The organism is Nocardiopsis sinuspersici (genome assembly GCF_001998325.1).
Lineage (GTDB): Bacteria > Actinomycetota > Actinomycetes > Streptosporangiales > Streptosporangiaceae > Nocardiopsis > Nocardiopsis sinuspersici.
In genome coordinates this window covers 929,336-944,840 of the sequence record NZ_MCOK01000001.1, presented here as the reverse complement: position 1 = coordinate 944,840, position 15,505 = coordinate 929,336, and the positions used below count along the sequence as shown (strand labels likewise).

14 protein-coding genes and 1 pseudogene are annotated in these 15,505 nt (G+C 72.1%); 6 read left to right on the top strand and 9 right to left on the bottom strand.

Going from position 1 to position 15,505, the window contains the following annotated elements:
* Window positions 1-486 precede the first annotated feature (486 nt).
* The 5 genes and pseudogenes from NOSIN_RS03970 to NOSIN_RS03950 all read right to left on the bottom strand — a co-directional run.
* Window positions 487-1,272 (bottom strand): annotated as a pseudogene (locus NOSIN_RS03970) (PhzF family phenazine biosynthesis protein); the annotation flags it as partial.
* Window positions 1,273-1,714: 442 nt separating this feature from the next.
* Entirely contained in the window at window positions 1,715-2,152 is a 438-nt protein-coding gene (locus NOSIN_RS03965; RefSeq protein ID WP_073702435.1) for an Lrp/AsnC family transcriptional regulator, read from the bottom strand.
* A 672-nt stretch (window positions 2,153-2,824) separates the two neighbouring features.
* Complete coding sequence (locus NOSIN_RS03960; protein WP_077689430.1) at window positions 2,825-3,730, bottom strand: hypothetical protein; 906 nt, start codon at window positions 3,728-3,730, stop codon at window positions 2,825-2,827.
* A gap of 617 nt (window positions 3,731-4,347) precedes the next feature.
* Entirely contained in the window at window positions 4,348-5,586 is a 1,239-nt protein-coding gene (gene kynU / locus NOSIN_RS03955) for a kynureninase (RefSeq protein ID WP_077689429.1), read from the bottom strand.
* A gap of 97 nt (window positions 5,587-5,683) precedes the next feature.
* Window positions 5,684-6,607, bottom strand: coding sequence for a tryptophan 2,3-dioxygenase (locus NOSIN_RS03950; protein ID WP_077689428.1), 924 nt, complete (start codon window positions 6,605-6,607; stop codon window positions 5,684-5,686).
* A gap of 203 nt (window positions 6,608-6,810) precedes the next feature.
* On the opposite strand from NOSIN_RS03950, the gene NOSIN_RS03945 reads away from it, so the two are divergent.
* Together NOSIN_RS03945 and NOSIN_RS03940 are read left to right on the top strand one after the other, a co-directional pair.
* Window positions 6,811-7,284 (top strand): Lrp/AsnC family transcriptional regulator, encoded by a 474-nt coding sequence (locus NOSIN_RS03945; RefSeq protein ID WP_077689427.1) that lies wholly within the window; start codon window positions 6,811-6,813, stop codon window positions 7,282-7,284.
* 46 nt (window positions 7,285-7,330) lie between these two features.
* Entirely contained in the window at window positions 7,331-7,612 is a 282-nt protein-coding gene (locus NOSIN_RS03940; protein WP_077693390.1) for a DUF4031 domain-containing protein, read from the top strand.
* Between the two features lie 55 nt (window positions 7,613-7,667).
* On the opposite strand, the gene NOSIN_RS03935 is transcribed toward NOSIN_RS03940, so the two are convergent.
* The 3 genes from NOSIN_RS03935 to NOSIN_RS27965 are packed head-to-tail and all read right to left on the bottom strand — an operon-like array spanning window position 7,668 to window position 10,703.
* A complete protein-coding gene (locus NOSIN_RS03935) occupies window positions 7,668-8,360 on the bottom strand; it encodes an HD domain-containing protein (protein WP_077689426.1) in 693 nt (230 codons plus the stop codon).
* Window positions 8,361-8,392: 32 nt separating this feature from the next.
* The gene (locus NOSIN_RS03930) at window positions 8,393-9,055 is read right to left on the bottom strand and encodes a response regulator transcription factor (RefSeq protein WP_077689425.1); all 663 of its coding nucleotides are present in this window, start codon (window positions 9,053-9,055) and stop codon (window positions 8,393-8,395) included.
* 40 nt (window positions 9,056-9,095) lie between these two features.
* The gene (locus NOSIN_RS27965; protein WP_077689424.1) at window positions 9,096-10,703 is read right to left on the bottom strand and encodes a sensor histidine kinase; all 1,608 of its coding nucleotides are present in this window, start codon (window positions 10,701-10,703) and stop codon (window positions 9,096-9,098) included.
* 266 nt (window positions 10,704-10,969) lie between these two features.
* Between NOSIN_RS27965 and NOSIN_RS03920 the strand changes: the two genes are divergently transcribed.
* Window positions 10,970-12,241, top strand: coding sequence for an MFS transporter (locus NOSIN_RS03920; protein ID WP_077689423.1), 1,272 nt, complete (start codon window positions 10,970-10,972; stop codon window positions 12,239-12,241).
* 96 nt (window positions 12,242-12,337) lie between these two features.
* On the top strand, window positions 12,338-12,805 hold the full coding sequence (locus tag NOSIN_RS03915; RefSeq protein ID WP_077689422.1) for a VOC family protein: 468 nt from the start codon (window positions 12,338-12,340) through the stop codon (window positions 12,803-12,805).
* Between the two features lie 120 nt (window positions 12,806-12,925).
* Here NOSIN_RS03915 and NOSIN_RS03910 read toward each other — a convergent pair whose 3' ends face one another.
* Window positions 12,926-13,696 carry a DeoR/GlpR family DNA-binding transcription regulator gene (locus NOSIN_RS03910; protein ID WP_077693389.1) on the bottom strand — a complete coding sequence of 257 codons (771 nt, stop codon included), beginning with the start codon at window positions 13,694-13,696 and terminating at the stop codon, window positions 12,926-12,928.
* Window positions 13,697-13,939: 243 nt separating this feature from the next.
* Between NOSIN_RS03910 and NOSIN_RS03905 the strand changes: the two genes are divergently transcribed.
* On the top strand, window positions 13,940-14,659 hold the full coding sequence (locus NOSIN_RS03905) for a glycerophosphodiester phosphodiesterase (protein WP_077689421.1): 720 nt from the start codon (window positions 13,940-13,942) through the stop codon (window positions 14,657-14,659).
* 222 nt (window positions 14,660-14,881) lie between these two features.
* Window positions 14,882-15,502 (top strand): TetR/AcrR family transcriptional regulator, encoded by a 621-nt coding sequence (locus NOSIN_RS03900; RefSeq protein ID WP_077689420.1) that lies wholly within the window; start codon window positions 14,882-14,884, stop codon window positions 15,500-15,502.
* Window positions 15,503-15,505 lie beyond the last annotated feature (3 nt).

Genomic DNA, 15,505 nt, shown 5'->3' with positions numbered 1-15,505 from the left:
CCGACCGGACTTCCAGATGGTGTCCGGTCAGCCCTCCAGGGCGACGCGCAGGGCCCGGTCGTGGTCGTCCACGGGACCGTCGGCCGGGTCGTCGACGAACACCGCGACGAGCTCCCCTCCGCCGTCGGCGACCCGGCCGAGCAGTTCCCGCCAGTGGTGCAGGTTGGGGTGTTCGAGCTCCGTGCACGCCTCGGCCGGGGCCAGCTCCGCCACGGCCGCCTCCAGCCGGCTGGTGGGGAGGGGGTGGCTGGCGGTGCCGCTCCGGTGGCCGACCGCGCGGGCCAGGACCACCGCGGGCAGGTAGCCGCCGCCCTCGTTGGCCAGCTCGAACACGGTCTCCCCCGCGTGTACGAGGCCGACCCCGTAGGCGGCGGGCCTGCGCCAGCCCGGGTGGGCGGCCTCCAGGCGCTCGCGTGCGGCGACGATCTCCTCCTTGGTGGTCCACCGCTCCGCGGAAGGCTCCTCCCGCTGGTCGCGGCCCACCCGGAGGTGCAGGGTCCCCGTGGCCACGGACACCGCCTCACCGCCGATCAGCACGCGCTCGCCCCGGTCCTCCAGGAGGAGGTCGCCGCCGCGCGCGGAGGCCTGGTGCGCGGTCAGCGCGCTCCGGCCCAGGCGCCGGGCCCAGAACGGGGTGAGTACGGTGTGCGCCCTGCCGGTGACCGGGTCCTCGGGCACGCCGATGGCGGGGGCGAAGACCCGGGAGACGAAGTCGGGACCGCCGTCGGCGCGCGCGGTGACGATCACCAGGTGGTACGGCATCCGGGCGAGCGCGGCGGTGTCGGGGGCCAGGCCGCGCACGGCGTCCTCGTCGGCGAGCTCGACCAGCAGGTCCTCCTCCCCTCCCAGACCCACCCACAGGGGTCGGGCTCCGAGGGCCCGGGCCAGTCCCTCAGGCGCCTCGGTCCGCTTCGGGGGCTCGGCCGGGAAGTCCATCCACAGCCGACCGTCGCGCTCGGTCACGGTGAGGAGGCCGCTGCGGGTGGTGAAGCGGTAGGGGCCGGGCAAGCCGCGCTCAGCCAGGGTGTGGGCGGTGGCCAGGGTCGCGTGCCCGCACAGGTCGATCTCGACGGTGGGCGTGAACCAGCGCAGCTCGTAGTCGGCCCCCTCCTCGTCCACGGGACGGGCGAAGGCGGTCTCGGACAGGTTGAACTCGGCGGCCACCCCCTGCGCCCAGCCGTCGGAGTAGTCCTCGTCCATGACCAGGACGGCGGCGGGGTTCCCGGCCAGGGGCCGGTCGGTGAAGGCGTCGACCACGCGGTACTCGGGCATGGGCCAAGACTAGGTTCTGCTTGGTGGACTCGGTGCTGTGCCGCCGGGGGCGAGGGCGCCGACGGGGTTCTGGAGGATTCGCAGGTGGGGCTGCGAGGAACGAGCCGCCATACCGGAGGATCCGAAGGTTCCCGTACCTACGGCGCACGAGCACGAGGCGAAGCGCAGCGCAGCCTCAAAGACGACACAGCCCAGGGTTCTGTTCGGTGGACCGGGTCCTGTGCCGCCGGGGGTGGCGAGGGCGCCGACGGGGTTCTGGAGGTCCCGCAGGTGCGCCCGCGAGGCACGAGCAGGCGCACCGCAGGGACCGAAGGTTCCCGTACCCGCGGCGCCCGAGCACGAGGCGAAGCGCAGCGCAGCCTCAAGAAGACACAGCCCAGGGGCGCGCCAAGGTCCGGTCGGGGGCCCGGTGGACCCTTTCCCGCCGCGCCCGGGTGCCCTCCTACAGGGGCGGCTCGTCGAGGATGAACATGGTCTGCGTGCTCTTCACCTCGGGAAGGCGCTGGAGGCGTTCGAGGACGAAGGTGCGCAGGGCCGCGGCGTCGGTCACCCGGACCAGCAGGAGCAGGTCGACGTCCCCCGAGACCAAGGCGGCGTGGTCGACCTCGGGGATGTCGCGCAGATAGCCGCGGAAGCGCTCCCAGGAGTGCTGTTCGATGCGCACGGACACGTAGGCGGACAGGGCCGTGCCGTACTTCTCGGGGTCGATGACGGCGGTGAACCCGCGGATGACGCCCTCGCCGCGCAGGCGCTCCAGGCGGGAGTAGGCGTTGGCGCGGGAGATGTGCGCCTGTTCGGCGACCGCGCGGATGGACATGCGTCCGTCGTCGCGGAGCAGGGAGATGATGCGACGGTCGGTGTCGTCCAACTGCACGGCCATGTGTCTTACCTCATACCGCTCACACGATGATCGAAGGAGAACATCCGGATCGTCGGGCCGCACTACTGGGCAGTTCGTCCAGCATCGGCGTGGGGATATCGACAATATGGGGTTATTCACCTCATATTCAAGACATGAAGCACATCGATGGGCGATCTCAGGCTCCTCCGCTCCCCTGGACGGAGCCCGGGCGCCTCGTGGACCGGCACGGCCGGCGCGCGGAACGCCTCCCGCGGCCTTCCTCCCGCGGAACGGCCACCGGGTGATCGGCGTGCCCCGGCGGATCCCTCCTCGGCGCCGCACGAGGCGGTCGCGGCCGGCGCGTCCCTGACCGCCGTCGCCCCGCCACGCACATACCTCCGTGCCGGCCTCCGAAAGGAACCCGGACCCGTCGGCGGCAACGGCGCCGCCGACCACGCGGGCCCGGGAACCGCCCCGGGGGCCGCGGCACGGGACCCGGGCGCGCGGACACCGCGCCGACGCGCCCGCGGGGAGGGCGGGCCGACACGGTCAACGGCGACCGGCGGCCCGTCCACGCCCCCGGCCGGGCGGACCCGCGTCCGCTGCCCGACCACGTGTGCGACGACCGCGTCGAGGGGCCGCGGCACCACGCCGCGACCCCTCGACCGCCGTACGGGGTTCTCCGGGACGCCCCCGACCCCCGCCGTCGTCCTACCTGCCGCGCAGCCTGTCGACCACGGAGTTCAGGCGCGAGCCCAGGCTGTGGCGGCCGCTGCTCTGGGCCGTCAGGCCCCTGCCCCTGTCGCCGGCACCGGCGTGCGCGCCGGACGGGCGGCGGGTCCAGGCGAAGAGCAGGGCGATCAGCAGGGCCGGGATGACGGCCATGGCCAGCAGCCCGGTGCCGCCCATGACACCGTTCGCACCCATGAGGTCGAAGCCGGAGAGGTCGTTGGCGGCGGTCTCCGCGGTCACACCGCCGTCACCGCCCTCACCGCCGGTGGCCGCGCCCTCCTCGGACCGCTCCTGCTTGGCGGCGTCCCGCCCGGAGCCGCCGTCGGTGGCCTTCTCGGGTGCCTTCTCCTCCTTCGAGGGCTCCTCCGAGGGCTTCTCGGCGGGCTCCTCGGACTCCTGCTCCTCGTCGGCCTTCTGCTCCTCCTGGGGCAGGGCCTCCTCGGGGATCGGGGAGACCGCGTCCTCGCACTTGTTCCCCGGCTGCTGGAAGGGGTGCGGGGCCCCCTCGGTGCCGTTTCCGTCGCCCCACTCGGTGATGTAGTACTCCACGTCGAGGTGGCCGTTGCCGCCGCTGACGGTGTAGCTGGACTCGTTCCAGGTCTCACCGGTGATCTCGGCGAAGGTCTTGCCGTCCATGTCGAGCAGCACGTCGCAGTTCTGCGAGGGGGCGCCCGGACCGCGGTCGCCGATGAAGAACTCGGCCTTCTTGCCCTCGTAGACGACGTAGCCCTCGGTGCCGAGCGGCCAACTGGGGCTGGAGAACAGGCCCTTTTGCATGGGTTCCCCGCTGGCGGGGGCTCCCGTGTCTCCGTTGATGCCGGAACCGTCGTCCCAGAAATAGGTCGCGGTGACTTCGCCGTATTGAATCGGAGTGTCGTTGCTCATGAAGTGAAGGCCAGGTAGACGACAGGGCCGAGAAGACCTTGGACACGACGCGTCGAACACGCGGGCACGCTGGTGCGCGCCCACGCGGGGGCGTGTCATGGCAGGGTTCTCCCGCGTCGCTGGCGGCGATGGCGGGCGGGAACGGGAGGTGTCTCCGCTGGCACAGGCACGTGGATTCGTGCGGCCCTGATCCCGAGGGTGAGGTCTCGACTCCCTTGCGGCGCGCGGCCGGTCAAGGGCTCGGCATCGGTTCGCCAAGAGGTAATAACGAACCGATCACGATGGACCCTAACCCACCCTTTGAGTAAAGCGTGCGACCTTGCGGGTAAAATGACTTTGCGTGTCTGCCGCAATACGTTATGAATAGGGACGTACAAGGGGCCGGAAAGGCGAAAAACCCCTCTCCAGGAGGGGTTTACGGACCCGCCCGAGGACGACGGGCGGGTCCGCGCGTGGCTCTCGTCATACGCCGGCGCCCGTCCGTGCGCGGCGGATCGGGGCGGATCGGGGCCACATGTGCACCGGTGGACCGGGGACTCCCGGGGCGACACGGATCAAAGATGGACAAAGGTGGCAAAAACCACGCCATCCAAGCACTCGGTGGCGGTCAACGGCCGTCAGGTCACCTGTGCGCGCCGGGAGAAGCGCTCCTGGCGCCACTCCCCGGTCTCCACGACCTCCACCAGGGCCGTCGCGGCGTCCCACACGTCCACATAGCGCAGGTACAGCGGGGTGAACCCGAACCGCATGACGTCGGGAGCCCGGAAGTCGCCGATCACACCGCGCTCGATGAGCGCCTGCACGATCGGGTACCCGGCGCCCTCCTCCGGCTGCACCAGGGCGACCTGGCTACCGCGCCGCTCGTGCTCCGACGGCGTGATCGAGGAGATCCCCACCCTGGCGGCGCGGTCCAGGAACAGGTCGGTCATCGCCAGGCTCTTGGCACGCACCAGGTCCAGGTCCGCCTCGGCCCACACGTCCAGGCTCGCCTCCAGGGCGGCGTCGGCCACCAGCGGCTGCGAGCCGCTCAGGAACCGGGACACGCCCTGCGCGGGCTCGTAGCCGGTGCTGAAGTCGAACGGGCGCGCGTGCCCGTGCCAACCGCTGAGCGGCTGGTCGGCCACGCTGTGGTGGCGTCGGGCGGCATACAGGAACGCGGGGGCGCCCGGACCGGCGTTGAGGTACTTGTAGGTGCACCCCACCGCGAAGTCCGCGCCGCTGCCGGACAGGTCGACGGGGACCGCGCCCACGCTGTGGCACAGGTCCCAGATCACCAGGGCGCCGTGCTCGTGGGCCAGGCGGGTGATGCCCGGCATGTCGCGCAGGATGCCGCTGCGGTAGTCCACGTGGCTGAGCAGCAGGACCGCGACGTCCCCCGCGGCCAGCGCCCCGGCCAGCCCGGGACCGTCGGGGTCCACGCGCCGCTGGGTGGCTCCCGCGAGGGCGGCCGCGCCCTCGGTGACGTACAGGTCGGTGGGGAAGTTGCCCTCCTCGCCCAGCACGACCGAGCGGTCGGACATGCGCAGCGCCGCGACCAGCGTCTTGAACAGGTTCGCCGAGGCGCCGTCTCCGACGACCACCTCGTCGGGCCCGGCCCCGACCAGCGGTGCGACCTTGGCGCCCAGGGTGCGCGGCTTGTCCCACCACCCGGCGTCGTTCCAACTGCGGATGAGGTCGCGCCCCCACTCGCGTTCGATCATGTCGGCGACCCGGCCGGGGGTGGAGCGCGGCAGCGCGCCCAGCGAGTTGCCGTCCAGGTAGATCACACCCTCGGGGAGGACGAACTCCTCCCGGAACGCGGCGAGGGGGTCGGCCTCGTCGAGCGCGACGCATTCCTCACGGGTGGTGGGGATCATGGGGTCCTGCTTCCTCGGAGCGGTACGGGCGGGGGACGGGAGCGGGGGCAGGCGGTGCTGCGCCCGGAGAGGGCGGGTCAGAGGCGGACAGGACGCGTCAGACGGTACTGCGGAGGGACCACAGCTCGGGGAAGACGTCCTGCTCGGCGTTGCGGGCCAGCCAGGTCAGGCCGTTGGAGCCGCCGCTGCCGGTCTTGCCGCCCATCGTGCGCTTGACGGCGACGAGGTGGCGGTGCCGCCACCCGGTCACCCGCTCGGCGACGTCGAGCAGCGCCTCGGCCAGCAGGAACAGGTCGTTTCCGGGCCGGTCGTCGGCGTAGACGGCCTTCCACGCCTCCTCGACCCCGGCGCTGGGCTCGTAGGGCCGGGTCCAGTCGCGCTCGGCCCGGTCGTCGGGGACCGACAGGCCGCGGCGGTGCAGCAGGCGCAGCGCCGCGTCGTAGAGGCTGGGACGCTCCAGCAGACCCGTGAGCTGGTCGACGACCCCGCTCATGGCCTTGTGCGGGCGGATCATGGCGGCGGACTTGTTGCCGAGCAGGAACTCCAGCTTGCGGTAGCCGTAGGACTGGAAGCCCGAGGCCTCGCCGAAGGAGTCGCGGAAGCGGTTGAACTCGGTGGGCGTCATGTCGGCGAGCAGGCCCCAGGAGTCGTTGAGCACGTCCTGGGCCTTGCACGCACGGCGCAGCCAGGCCAGGGCGCCGGGCACGTCGTCGGCCTCCAGCGCGTCGCGCGCGGCCTCCCAGCGCTCCTGCACGAGGGCGAACAGCAGCTCCATGACCTGGGTGGCGATGATGAACGCGGACTCGGCGGGCTCGTCGGTGCGCGGCTTCTGGAGGCCCAGCAGGGTGTCGATACCGGTGTAGTCGACATAGGGGGTGTTCCGGTCGAAGGACAGGTTCGGCCCGTCCTGCTCGGATCCGCCCTGATCGGCTCCGTCCCGCCGCGCCCCAGCCGCCTCGACCGCATCGGCCGCACCGGCCTCCGCGGCGTACGGGCACTGCTGGGCGGTGGTGGAGAGCATGGAAAAACCCCTTGTCGGACTCGCGTGAACGGTGGTGCGGCCAGGGCGCCGCGGGGAGGGAGCCCCCCGCACGCGGCGCCGTGGCGTGAGGTCACATCATCGGACAACGGCACCCCGGAAAGGAATGGCCACCGGACACGCAATCCGGGCATTGGTTTAGCATTCGTAAGAGATAGCGCCCCTCGACTTTGGGAGCACAAAGCATGGCCTCACGGTTGGCAACCCCGTTGGACAGCGTTGACCAGCGCATCCTCTCCGAGCTCCAACAGGACGGGCGGCTGTCCTACAACGAGCTGTCACGACGGGTGAACCTGTCGGCGCCCGCCGTGGCCGACCGTGTACGCCGTCTCACCGACCGCGGGGTGATCACCGGCTACCACGCGCACGTGGACCCGGCCGCCGCCGGACTGCCGGTGACCGCGCTGGTGCGCATGGAGTGCTTCGGAGCGCACTGCCTGCTGCGCGAGCGCTCCTCGCTGGAGCTTCCGGAGATCCTCCAGGTCCACCGGGTGACCGGGGACGACTGCTGCGTACTGCTCATCGCGGTCCGCTCCATGGAGCACTTCGAGGAGGTCATCGACAGGCTCGCCGAACACGGCCGGCCCTCCAGCACCATGGTCATGTCCAGCCCGGTGCCCTGGCGCGCCGTGACCGCGCCCGTGTCGGGACGCCCCTGACCGGCCGTCCGCCCACGCGCGTCCACCGCTCGCCTAGAGTTCTGTGGTGAGCGTTCTCATCGACACCCCTCTCTGGCCCGGGCCGCGCGGCTGGCTGTTCGCCCACCTGGTCAGCGACCGCTCCCACGAGGAGCTGCACACCTTCGCCAGCGCGCTCGGCGTGGACCCGCGCGCGTTCGACCGCGACCACTACGACGTCCCCGAACACCTGCACGCCCGCGCCCTGGAACTGGGCGCCGAGCACGTCGGCAGCCGCGAGCTGGTCACCCGCCTGCGCGCTTCGGGACTGCGGCGGCCCAAGGCCCCGCGGGCGCGCGACCGCGCCTGACCCCGCGGACCGGCCGGAGGAAGGCGTCGGACACGCCGCGCGGAGCGGGGCCGGTTCAGGGCGGGGGCAGCTCCTCCGGGGGCCGCGCGTCCAGCCGGTCGAGCTCGGCGAGCATGTTCACCCGCGCCCGCGCCTCCCAGCGCGCACGCCCGAACGGGGTGTGGAACAGGTGCGGGGCCTCCAGCAGCGACCGCAGCACCCCGGTGCGGCCCGCGCGGAACTCCTCGTCGGAGACGTGGCGGTACTCGGCGCGGATCGCCGTCGTGTAGGCCAGGTACTCGTCGGCCGGAGCGGCCAGCACGGACAGGTCGGCGTCACAGAGCACCGCGCCGTCGGCGTCCCACCTCCCGGGCCGGTGCGTCGCGGTCACCCCGACCAGGCGCGCGACCTCGCGGACGAACGCGGGCTCGGCCCCCATCAGGGACAGCAGCCGCTCGGCCAGTTCCGCGCTCTCCTCCTCGTCGCGTCCGGGGACCCCCTCGTAGACGGCGTCGTGGAACCAGACCGCGTAGCGGACGCGGTCGGCGTCGCGGGCCTCGTCCCGGAGGAGGTCGACCGCGCGCAGCGTGGCCTCCAGGTGGGTGAGCGTGTGGTACCGGCGGTGCGGCTCGTTCCAGCGCCCCAGGAGTTCGGCGCCGACCGCCACCGCCTCGGGGGTGTTTCCGGCGAGCCCGCGCCAGGCGGCCTCCAGCCGTACCGCGATCCGCTGGTTCGGCGGTGGCGCGCCACCGGGGCTGTGAGAGCTCATACCCCCTTCCTTCCCACCCGGTCGCTTCGGGCTCAGCCGCGGGAGGTGTCCACGAGTCCGGCCTCGTAGGCGAGGATGGCCGCCTGCACCCTGTTGCGCATCTCCAGACGGTTGAGGATGGCGCTGACGTAGCTCTTGACGGTGCCCTCCACCAGGAACAGCCGTTCGGCGATGTCGGCGTTGGACAGCCCCGCGCCCACCAGGGACAGCACCTCGCGCTCGCGCTGGGTGAGCTCCTCGATCCGGGCCGCCGCGGCCGCCTCCCGGGAGGCCCGGGCCCCGCCGAACCGGGCGATCACCTGGCGTGCCACCTGCGGGGACAGGTAGGCGCCGCCGTCGGCGACGGCGTGCACCCCGCTGATCAGCTCGCGCGGGTCCCCGGCCTTGAGCAGGAAGCCGCTGGCGCCGCCGCCGAGAGCCTGGGAGATGTAGCTGTCCTCGCCGAAGGTGGTGAGGACTACCACGGCGGTGGCGGGCGCGACCCTGCGGATCTCGACGGTGGCGGCGAGCCCGTCCATCCGGGGCATCCGGATGTCCAGAAGCGCCACGTCGGGGCGGTGGGAGAGCACCAGTTCGACGGCCTCGCGCCCGTCCGCGGCCTCGGCCACCACCTCGATCTCCGGATCGCTGCGCATGATCGCCCGCACACCGGCGCGGATCATCGCCTCGTCGTCGGCGATGAGCACCCTGATCACGTCTGTTCTCTCCTCTGGTGTCCGGTTCGGGGGGTCGTGGTCAACGTAGCGGCGCCTCGCCCTTGGTCAGCAGGCGCCCCTCGGCGAAGCACACCTGGTAGACGACCTCCTCGGACGCGAAGAACGCGGCGTCACTGCGGTAGTAGCTACAGGACGCGCCCTTGGGGACGGCGTCCTCCTCCAGCATCCGGGCGTCCACGTACATCGAGGCCGCCGGAAGCGCCTCCTCCACCTCGGCCTGGCTGTCCCCGACCTCCAGGGAGGCGAACTCCTCCGGGGTCAGCGCGGTCTCCTCCAGGCTCCTGACACCGGTCCAGCCCAGGGCGAGGACGATCATCACGGCCGCTGTGACCGGTGTCAGCACCAGGGCCAGCGACCAGCCGCGCGCCCTGCGGTGGGCGGCCGACTGGAGCTGGTCGATCTCGGCGCCGTCCTCCGTCGAGGTCTCCGCCTCGACGGTGCCGTCCAGCGGCATGGCCGCGCAGACCTCCCAGCCGCCGTCGCCGTCCGGTCCGGCGGCGAAGGAGCCCCCCGTCAGGCGGACGCGCTCGCGCAGGCCGATGAGCCCCCGCCTGCCGCCTCCCTCCGTCTCCGGGAGCCGTCCCCGGGGCATGGAGTTGGTCACCCGGACCTCCAGCCGCTCCCCGTTCGCGGTGAGCCACACGGTCACGTCGGAGCCGGGCGCGTACTTGGCGGCGTTGGTGAGCGACTCCTGGACGACCCGGTGGACCGCCCGGTCGACCATCGGCAGCAGGCCGGAGGTGTCGCCCTCGCGTACCAGGGCGACCCGCATCCCGGAGTCGCGGACACGGCCGACCAGGGCGGCGACGCCCTCGTCCGCCGGGGACATGGGAACGGGTTCGGCGTCGGTGCGCAGCACACCGATGATCTCCCGCAGGTGCTGGGTGGCGGTGACGGCGGTGGCGCGCAGTTCGGCGGCCGAGCGGCGGTGCTCCTCCTCCAGGTCGGGGGTGACCTCCAGAGCTCCGGCGCGCAGGGCGATGAGACTGAGCTCGTGGCCCAGGGAGTCGTGCATGTCCTGGGCGATGCGGGAGCGCTCGCGCAACCGGGCCTGGTCGACGGTGAGCCGGTGCTCGCGCTGGAGCTGCCTGGCGTGTTCCCAGCCCGCGGTGGCCAGGGCGACGTGCTGGCGCCGGTAGACGCCCACCAGCCAGGGGAGCACGACGCTGAACACCATGGTGCTCACGGTGGTGGTCCACACCACCACGTCACCGGGCCCCGTCAGGGACGCGACCGCCAGCCACAGCACTGTGCCGGACACGAAGAGGACCACCGCGGACCACACGTCGGGCATACGGCGCCCGACCAGGTAGGACACGCAGATCACCAGGACACCGAATCCGTACACCCAGAACGAACCGAGCAGGGCCACGACCAGGGAGAGCAGCGGGTAGAGGCGGCCGAGCACGACGGCCAGGACGGTCAGTGCGACGGCGGCCGCCGCGGTGGCCGCCGCCTCGGCGGTGGGCAGGCTCCCGGAGGTCCACCGGAAGAGGAACTCCACCAGGCACAGGGCGGTGATCGCGGCCCCGAACAGCACGTCGCGCAGGACGGCGCCCCTGGTGGGCCAACCCGCCAGCGGACGCAGTGCGCGCTGGACGAACGCGCGCGGTTCGGACAGATCCATGCCGGTGAACCTACACACTCCACCGGTGGGAGCGGCACTGCCGAAAGTCGGGGTGGCGCTCCGCCGGCCGCCCGGACCCTCCGCCTCCGTCAGGGCCCCTTCCGGTCCGCGCCTCCCAGGTGGGGAGTGGGAGGCGCGCGGGAACCGGGGCCACCACTGGGAATCAGCCATATCATGGGATGAATTCTGGTCCTTCCGTGATGAACCGCGCCGTACCGCCGTGCCGGAGTCCGAGGGGCGCGGGCACCACCACAGGACGAGGACGGATGTCACCACTGCAGACCCTGCGGCGCATGCACGACATCGCCGGATGGCCGCTGCTCCTGACCACCTTCCTGGCCCGCCTGCCCATCTCCATGTCCCTGATCGGGCTGCTCACCCTGGTCACCACCACGACCGGCAGCGTGGCCGCGGCCGGTGCGGTGACCGGCGCCTTCGCCCTCGGCGAGACCGTGGGCGGCCCCGTCATCGCCCGCTTCGCCGACCGGCACGGGCAGCGGGTCCCCGTACTGGCCACCGCGCTCGTGGACGCCGTACTGATCACCGTGCTCGTCGGCGCCGTCCTGGCCGGAGCCGCCGCTCCCGTCCTGGCCGTGCTGGCCGCCGTGGCGGGCATGTGCATGCCCCAGATCGGGCCCATGGCCCGCACGCGCTGGGTGGTGCTGATCCGTCGGGGCGGGTACCGGGGCGTGCAGCGGGAGCGGTCGCTGTCGGCGGCCATGTCGGTCGAGGGGGTGCTGGACGAGGCCGCGTTCGTCCTCGGCCCCGCGCTGGTGGGCCTGCTCACCGTCGCCCTCTCACCGTCGGCGAGCGTGCTGGGCGCGGCGGTGCTCATCGGCCTCTTCGGGTCCGTGTTCGCCCTGCACCCCACCGCGCCGCCCGGGTCCCCTCCCGCACCCGGCGCCGAGGGCCGCATCGCCACGCCCGCGCTGCTGGTCCTGGCCGTTCCCATGTTCTGCCAGGGCCTGTTCTTCGGCGGCATGTCCACCGGTGTGACCGCGTTCGCCGCCGACTCCGGACACGGCGACCTGTCCGGGCTGATGTACGCGGTGATGGGTGCCAGCAGCGCCGCCGCGGGGCTGATGATGGCCTCCCTGCCCGTGGGGTTCGCCCTCACGGTGCGCACCCGGATCGCGGCGGGCGCGCTGTTCCTGCTCACACTGCCGCTGTACCTGGACCACGGCGCGGCCGGCCTGGCGGCGGCCGTCTTCGTGCTGGGCGCGGCGATCGGCCCGCATATCGTGAGCCTGTTCGGGCTGATCGAGCGGGCCGCACCCGCCAGCCGCCTGTCCCAGTCGATGGCCGTCATCCTGAGCTGCCTGATCCTGGGCCAGGCACTGGGGTCGACGGCCTCGGGCGCCCTCGCCGACGCCCACGGCCACCAGGGCGCGTTCGCGCTGGCCACCCTGGGCGGGCTGGTCTCCTTCGCGGTGACCACGCTGGCCATGCGCACCCGTTGGTACGGCCCCGCGGAGGGCATGGCGCCCTCCTCCGCGGCGAGGACGGGAACCGCGGCGGAGCCCGCTCCGGAAGACTGAGCGAAACACCCTGCATGAACAGGGTGATCCCGGGAACATCGGGCGTTAAACCCGCGTTAAAGAGTCGCCCATCATTCCGACTCCGACCTAGGCTCGATGATCGTGCTCGACCTACTGGCCACCATCGGCCCCCGCCGCAAAGAGGTGCCCGTGCCACAGCTCAACGGGCTCGCCCGCGTCACTCTCTCGGTCCGCGACCGCGACGAGAGTGTGCGCTTCTATCGCACGGTCCTGGGCTTCCAGGTCCTGGGCAAGCGCGACCACGAGGGCACACGGCGCACCGAGTGTCAACATCCGACCTCGGGACTGCTGCTGGCGCTCATCCAGCACCGAGACAACTTCAAGGGCAGGTTCGACCGCAGACACTGCGGTCTGGACCGCCTCACCATGGGTGTCGCCAACCTGGGCGAACTGGAGGCCTGGGAGGAACGCTTCGCGGAGATGGACGTGGAGCACTCCCCGGTGATGCACGGCGTGGAGGGCTCCACACTGCTCTTCTACGACCCGGACGGCACCGAGCTGGCCCTGTTCGCCCGCGCCGAGATCGACGCCGACGAGAGCTGAGGGTGCGAGGACGCACCGGATCCAGAGGAACCCGCACCACCGGGGTACCGCGCCGCGGGCCCTCCACCGAGGTGGTGCGGGTGTGTACGCACCGCACCCCACCACCCCCGCCGAGAACCCCTACTCCACCTCGACCAGATTCAGGCGGACGTCGCGCTCGGCCAGGTCGTCCACGGCGGAGCGCGGCAGCCGGTCGTCGGTGATGATCAGGTCGAACTCCTCCAGGCTGGCCACCCTGAAGGTGCCGAACTTGCCGTACTTGGTGCTGTCGACGGTGAGCACGCTCTTGGAGGCGATCCGCAGCAGCGCCTGCTTGGCGACCACCTTGGCCTCCGAGGGGGTGGTCGACCCCCGTTCGGCGTCCCAGGAGCTGCTGGCGATGAAGGCCAGGTCCACGTTCACCTGGCGCAGGAAGTCGGCGGTGAAGCGGCCGACCGAGGAGTGGTCGGAGTGCGAGACCACGCCACCGGTGTGGATCAGCTCGATCCCCGGGTACTCCATCAGGTGGCCGACGACGTTGAAGTCGCTGGTGATGACGGTCAGGCCGACCTTGTCGGTCAGCAGCGGGACCATCTGCAGCGTGGTCGTGCCCGCGTCCAGGTAGATGGTGAAGTTCTCCCGGACCAGGTCGGCGGCGGCCCGGGCGATGGCCCGCTTGGCGGGTACCTCCAGTTGGGCCTTGGCCAGGTAGGAGGGTTCGCTCTTGAGCCGTGCCGCCAGCCGCACACCGCCGGTGACCGACAGGACCTTGCCGTCGTTCTCCAGCGCCTGGATGTCGCGCCGGACCGTCATGTGGGACACGGACAGCATCGACGTGAGCTCGTTGATGCTCAGCACGTGGCGCTCCTGGAGGAGCTTGAGGATGTGCTCTCGTCGCTGGTCCGGAATCATCATTCGCCTCACACTCAGGGACGGCCATGGGAACGCCGTGCGGTCACGACGCCGTGTGACAAAGTTTCCCAGTTCACCGCACCGCGTCGGTGCCCGTGCGACGTGAGTCCGCTCGCAGTCGTGTGCGCCGCGTGTGCGCACCGCCGCCCCGAGCGGGAGCCGACCCGGCCCTCCGGGCCGTCCCGGTGGACGTTTTTCCTGTTTACACCACGTGGAGCGGAAGTCTTTGCCACTCTTGGCACCATGACGCTGTCCATCGCACTACGCGGAGACACCGCACGCTTTCCGGGAAACACCCTTCCGGCCCTGCGTTCAGCCTCACGTGCCGGGGCGGACCTGGTCAAGATCGACGTCCACCTGACCGCCGACGGGTACCTCGTACTGATCGACGAACGAACAGTGGCCGCCCCTGGTTCCCCGCCCCGGCCCGTGGGCGAGCTGAGCCTGGCCGAACTGGCCGCCGCACGCGAGGACGTGGAACGGCGCGTGCCCACCCTCATGGAGGTCCTGGCCGAGTTCGAGGGCGGTGGTCCCCCTCCCCTGCTCGTGGACGCCGGCGCGCCGGAGACCGCGCTCGCGGCGGACACCCTGCTGCGCGGGCGCGGGTTCGGCGACCAGGTGCTCTTCACCGGCTCCACCGAGGCCCTCGGCGCGCTGCGTGCCCGCAGCCCCGACGCCCGGCTGATGCTGGCCTGGGACCAGCCGGGGCTGCCTCCCGAGGACGTGACCCGCTCCCTGCGCCCGAACTTCCTCGGTGCGCACCACACGCTGCTGACCCGGGAGTTGGTCGAGGAGATACACCGTTCCGGTCGCCGCGTCACGGCCTGGACGGTGAACGACTTCCCGGAGATGGCACGCCTGATGGGGATCGGCGTGGACGCGCTCGCCACGGAGCGGGTCGAGGACCTGGTGTCGCTGACCACGGGCCGCGCGCGGGGCGAACCGGCCCCCGACCCGGTCTGACGCGGGCCGGCGTTCCCCGTGGACGGCGCCGAGGACGGTCCCCGGTCCCCGCGTCCACGTCGCACGGCCGCCGGAGCCGCGCGGTACGCGACGCGTCGGACTCCGCCGCTCCGCGTCCTTCCGCGATGGCACGGACTCCCGAAGACAACGACCCGCTGGGTGAGGACCACACGCCCTCGCTCCCCCCTCGAAGGCGTACCCCAACCGATGAGACACCACCGCATGACGGCCGGCACCTCCCCTCACGCGCTCCGCACGACGGCCTCCGTCCTGGACTGCGCCGCGCGCCTGTTCGCCGAACACGGCTCCCGGGGTCTGGCCACGTCCGCGCTGATCCGCCGCGTCTCGGCCGAGACCGGGACCGACGCCGCCTCGCTCAGACGCGCCTTCCCCACGTGGTTCGACCTGGCCTACGCCGTCGTACTGCGCTCCACCCGGGAGCGGGTCGACGGGCAACTGGCCGCGGACCAGCCCGGCCTGCCCGCGGCCGAGCGCATGTCGTCCCTGGTCAGACGGCACGTGGAGATCGGTTGGAAGCACCGTGCGGCGACCTCGCTGGCACACGAGATACTGCCGGTGCTGCGGGCCGTCCATCCGGACCGCCACCGCGAGGTCGGCTCGCTGACCCGCACCTACCGCGAGCACGTCCGCGGGATCATCGTGGACGGCCTGGTCGCGGGCGCCTTCGGGGTGGACGAGCCCGGACGGGCCGCCGACGAGGTGCTGGCGACCTTCGACTCCCTGCTGCACTGGTACGAGCCCGAGGCCGGGCTGAGCCTGGACGACCTCGGCGCCGTCTACGTGGACCTCGTGCTCCACCACCACCTGGGGCACCCGCGCTGACCG